This is a genomic window from Methanobrevibacter sp. (assembly GCF_045126245.1).
Classification (GTDB): domain Archaea; phylum Methanobacteriota; class Methanobacteria; order Methanobacteriales; family Methanobacteriaceae; genus Methanocatella.
Genome location: NZ_JBGVOG010000044.1, coordinates 1 through 5,044, shown reverse-complemented (window position 1 = coordinate 5,044; position 5,044 = coordinate 1). Strand labels below are relative to the sequence as shown.

At 38.2% G+C, this 5,044-nt stretch carries 6 protein-coding genes; 5 read left to right on the top strand and 1 reads right to left on the bottom strand.

Going from position 1 to position 5,044, the window contains the following annotated elements; genetic code table 11:
• From ACJMLZ_RS03605 to ACJMLZ_RS03590, 4 genes are all read left to right on the top strand, one after another.
• Positions 1-186, top strand: a 186-nt coding sequence (locus tag ACJMLZ_RS03605; protein ID WP_405303995.1) for a hypothetical protein, incomplete at its 5' end; no start/stop codon positions are given.
• A 71-nt stretch (positions 187-257) separates the two neighbouring features.
• Positions 258-650, top strand: coding sequence for a (deoxy)nucleoside triphosphate pyrophosphohydrolase (locus tag ACJMLZ_RS03600; RefSeq protein ID WP_405303994.1), 393 nt, complete (start codon positions 258-260; stop codon positions 648-650).
• Between the two features lies 1 nt (position 651).
• On the top strand, positions 652-804 hold the full coding sequence (locus ACJMLZ_RS03595) for a hypothetical protein (protein WP_405303993.1): 153 nt from the start codon (positions 652-654) through the stop codon (positions 802-804).
• Positions 804-3,680 carry a DEAD/DEAH box helicase gene (locus ACJMLZ_RS03590; RefSeq protein WP_405303992.1) on the top strand — a complete coding sequence of 959 codons (2,877 nt, stop codon included), beginning with the start codon at positions 804-806 and terminating at the stop codon, positions 3,678-3,680. Before ACJMLZ_RS03595 ends, ACJMLZ_RS03590 begins: the two co-directional genes overlap by 1 nt.
• Before the next feature lie 2 nt (positions 3,681-3,682).
• Here the strand turns inward: ACJMLZ_RS03590 and ACJMLZ_RS03585 are convergent, their stop codons facing one another.
• Positions 3,683-4,078, bottom strand: a complete 396-nt coding sequence (locus ACJMLZ_RS03585) for a hypothetical protein (RefSeq protein ID WP_405303991.1) — start codon at positions 4,076-4,078, stop codon at positions 3,683-3,685.
• A gap of 88 nt (positions 4,079-4,166) precedes the next feature.
• Between ACJMLZ_RS03585 and ACJMLZ_RS03580 the strand changes: the two genes are divergently transcribed.
• Positions 4,167-5,044, top strand: an 878-nt coding sequence (locus ACJMLZ_RS03580) for an AEC family transporter (protein WP_405303990.1), incomplete at its 3' end; no start/stop codon positions are given.

Genomic DNA, 5,044 nt, shown 5'->3' with positions numbered 1-5,044 from the left:
GGAAATGTTACTAAAAGATTTTATGAATCTGATCTGATCATTCCGTCTGTTGGTGCTTTCTCTTTAACTCCTGGAAATGAAGGTATCGAAGAAGATAATTTAGCTATTTTCATTAAAGAAGTTCTTAAAACACTTTTATTTAATCATGGTTTGTTAAATTATGAGTTTGTTAGTGTAAATGATTAATTAATATGTTTATTTATAAATAACATTTATAACGCAAGCTGCCAAATATAAAATCATAAGGAGATTAACTTATGAAAACTTTAAATGTCGTTGCAGCCATTATCAAAAAGGACAATAAAATCCTTGCAACCAAAAGGGGCTATGGCGAGTTCATAAACATGTGGGAATTTCCGGGCGGAAAAATTGAACCTAACGAAAGCAAAGAGGAAGCCCTAATCAGAGAAATCAAGGAAGAACTGGATTGCACAATCAAACCCACAAAGTTCGCCCTAGACCTGGAATACCAATACCCTACTTTTTACTTAAAGATGTCCTGTTTTGAAGCAGAAATTACCAAAGGAACCCCAAAGCTTCTAGAGCACAACGACGCCAAATGGCTCTCCAAATCCCAATTGGACCAAGTAAACTGGATTCCTGCAGACCTTAAGATTATCGATTATCTAAAAGAAACCATGGAGGATTAAAATGTCTGACAAGAGATTAGAGTTAGCTTTAAATAAAAAAGCAGAACTTGAAAAAAAATTTGAAAAAGTCAAAGGTACTCCAAGAGAAGAGGAATTCAAACTCCAAATCGAAAAGCTTGATGAGCTCATCGCTCATCTAAAAGAGGACAATTAATGAACCCCGAAGATATCATTAAAGGCGCTGAAACCGCATTCATAAACCAGAAGGTCAGCTCCAGCTCCAGCTTCAGACCGAAGCTTCTCTACAACAACAAAGAAAACAAGGTCATAAACTCAATCAGGGACGAGCTTCAGGACTGTGACGAGTTCATCATATCATCCGCGTTCATCACCCTTGGAGGAATCACTCCACTTCTTGAGGAATTCAAAAAGCTGGAAGCAAACAATATTAAAGGAAAAATCCTCACCACAGATTACCTGACTTTTACAGAGCCGAAAGCGTTAAAAAAATTAAACGAATTCAAAAACCTGGAAATAAAACTCTACAGCCAGGAAAAGGAAGGCTTTCACACCAAAGGATATATCTTCAAAAAGGATGACATCTACAGGGGAATTGTCGGAAGCTCCAACTTGACCATGAATGCATTAACAGTCAACAAGGAGTGGAACGTCGAATTCACATCCCTGAAAGAAGGTGAAATGCTTTTAGAAATCAAAAGGGAATTCAATGACTTATGGCAAAAGGCAGATAATCTGGAAGACGTTTTGCCGAAATATGAAAAGATTTACAACGACAACAAAAGCTTTAAGGACATAAGAAAAATCACAGAAGAGCTTAAAGACCAAAACGTCAAGGACTTAACTCCAAATGTCATGCAGGAGGACTTCATAGCCAACTTAAGAAAGCTAATCAAAAGAGGCGAGTCCAGAGCCATTTTGGTCTCGGCAACAGGAACGGGAAAAACCTACGCATCAGCATTTGCCGTAAAGGATTTCAATCCAAAAAGATTCTTGTTTTTGGTTCACAGGGAACAGATTGCAAAGCAATCAATCAACGCCTATAAAAACGTTTTCAGCGATCATGAAAAATTCGGCCTGCTTACAGGCAATTCTAAAAATTATGACTCACCATACCTTTTTGCAACAATCCAGACAATGAGCAAGGATGACGTCTACACCAAATACCGCAAAGATCATTTTGACTATATCATCATCGATGAGGTTCACAAGGCCGGTGCATTGAGCTATCAAAAGATTTTCAATTATTTCGAGCCTAAGTTCTACCTTGGAATGACCGCTTCACCTGAAAGGACAGACGGCTTTAACATATATGATCTTTTCGACAACAACATCGCCCATGAAATCAGGCTTCAGGAAGCCATGGAGGAGGATTTGCTTTGTCCGTTCCATTATTTCGGCATTACTGACGTTGAGTTTGAAAATGACACAATCGATGACGATTTCAGGGACTTTAACTTGTTAGCGTCAGATAAAAGGGTAAGCTACCTTTTAGAAAAGTCCGAGTTTTACGGATACTCCGGAGACAGAATCAAGGCATTGGTATTCTGTTCAAGAAAAAGGGAAGCGGAACTTCTCTCAAAGGAATTCACAAAAAGGGGCCATCCCTCAGTAGTCTTGACAGGTGACGACTCACAGGAAAAACGTCTCGAAGCTATTGACAGGCTTACAAATGACGACAATCCGGACAAACTGGAATACATTTTCACTGTCGACATCTTCAACGAGGGTGTGGACATTCCGGAAATCAATCAGGTTTTACTGGTTAGGCCAACCGAGTCTCCAATCATTTTCATTCAGCAGTTGGGAAGGGGCCTGAGGAAATACAAAAACAAGGAGTTTGTCGTAATTTTGGATTTCATCGGAAACTACAAAAACAACTTCATGATTCCGATTGCGCTATCCGGTGACAGATCCTATGACAAGGATACAATCAGGAAGTATCTGATGGAAGGAAACAAAATCATTCCGGGCGCCTCATCCATCAACTTTGATGAAATATCTAAAAAGCGCATCTATGAATCAATCAACAATGCCTCATTTTCAAGGGTAGCACTTTTTAAGGAAAAATACAACAATCTGAAATACAAGCTTGGAAGAATGCCTATGCTTTGTGATTTTTATGAAAATGGGGACATGGATCCGTTGTTGATTTTAAATCATTCCAGTTTTGACTGTTATTCAATGTTTTTGGACAAGGTTGAAGAGGACTATTCAAATCCTTTTGATGCGGATGAAATCAATTCATTAAAGCTGATTTCTAAAAATCTGGCAAACGGAATGAGGCCTCATGAACTTTTGATTCTCAAGTGTTTGATGCATGCCAAATCCTTTAATGTAAATAAAATATCCGATTTATTAAATGAAATGTATGGTCTGGTTAATCAAGTTAAATCTATCGAAAGTGCAATCAACCTACTCAACATGAATTTCTTTACAAACAATGAGAAAGCAAGATATGGCCGCACCCAGTTTTTCGATGATAACTATAACATTTCAGGACAGTTCAGTAAATTTTTAGCAAAGGAGTCATATAGGATTCATCTTGAGGATTTGATTAACTTTGCACTTCTGAAATATGAAAATACATATCATTCAACTGGTGAGCTTAAATTATATGAAAAATACTCACGTAAGGATGTTTGCAGGCTCCTGAATTGGCCCCACGATGATTCCTCAACAATGTATGGATATAGAATAAAGCACAATACATGCCCAATCTTTGTTACGTATGAAAAGAACGATGATATTGCCGAGTCAACAAAATATGAGGATTGCTTTATAAATAAAGAGACCTTTTCATGGATGACAAGATCCAAAGTCAAACTGGAATCTAAAGAACCTCAAGCCATCATCAACCACGAAAAAACAGATTTGGGAATATATATGTTTGTCAAAAAATCGGATGATGAAGGAAAAGACTTCTACTATATTGGCCAAGTAACTCCGTTTGACTGGGAAGAAACCACAATAAGAAATGATAAGGGCCAAACATTACCGATTGTCAACTTCAAATACAAAATTGAAAATGAAGTTAAGGATGAGTTGTATTCCTATTTTGTCAATGACTAGTTTTAACTATCTGAATCCTCATGCATCCAGGCATACTCATCGGGATAAGCCTCAAAGAGTTTTTCATTTGCATATTCAGCACCTTCTCCTGACTGATAATAAGGATTTTGCGCACAGGCGGCGCATACTTTTCCCTGAGTATATTCATTGCTTGCTTCAGAATAGCTCAATGCTTTACCGCAAATTGCACAGTAACCATATTTTCCACTATCGGAAATTGTAGGTTCTGTCTGTTGCAATGTTGCATTTAATGTTGTATTTGATGTAGTATTGTTTGTTGTAACATTTTTTACATCATTTTGGGTATTATTTGTTTTAAACAATTCATAAGCTATTCCAACAGATAAAATGGCAATTATGATGATTAAGATTATGATTATTTGTTTATTCAGTTTCATGTTTTCTATTATTAATTATTAGGTATTTAGTATATAAATTGTAATTAACTCCATCAAATATATCAAAACCAAAAGCAAATATACTACCATGGCAAGTCCGATTGAAGTTATTCTGATTCCAGCACTGATGATGCTTTTGGGGTTTATCCTTAAATATGTTGGCTTTTTTGAAAAGTCAGACAGGGATTTAATCTCAAACATTGTATTATACATTGCCCTTCCCGCAATGATTTTTACAAACCTCAGAAGCGCAGATATAGCCCATGACATGCTGTTTCTGCCGGTTTTGGGAATCGTAACAAGCATCCTGCTTCTAGTCCCGGCATACATCTACTGCAGAATCAGAAGCTACGACAAGAAAACAACCTGGACAATACTCATCGCCTCATCAATCATGAACACAGGTTTCATAGGCTTTCCGGTCTGCATGGGTGTTTTCGGCCAGGCAGGATTTCTGAATGCTGTATTCTATGACCTTTCAACCTCGGCGATGGTTGTTGCCTACGGAGTGATTCTTGCAAGGAAATTTGCCGGAAACGCCAGGGAAGTGGTAATAAACACAGTAACGTTCATGCCGCTCTGGGCGGTGGTTTTCGGTTTGATTTTCAACGCTTTAAACATTCCTGTGGGATACGTTGCCGACACTATCCTCAACTACCTGAGCGGCGCCACAATTCCGATGATTATGCTTGCCCTTGGAATATCACTTGATTTCAGCAATGTGGCCGACAACATCACAGATTCGGCGGTTGTAGCCGCAATAAAACTGGTCATTTCTCCATTAATAGTTTTCGCTCTGCTGATGCTATTGAACATTAAAGGGCTTGTTTTCAACGTTGCAATCCTTGAGGCGGGAATGTCGACTGCGGGTAACGCGCTGGTTCTTGCAATAACATATGACCTTGACAAGGACCTTATGGGTTCGATAATATTTACCAATGTCGTGGCAAGCGTCATTACCCTGAC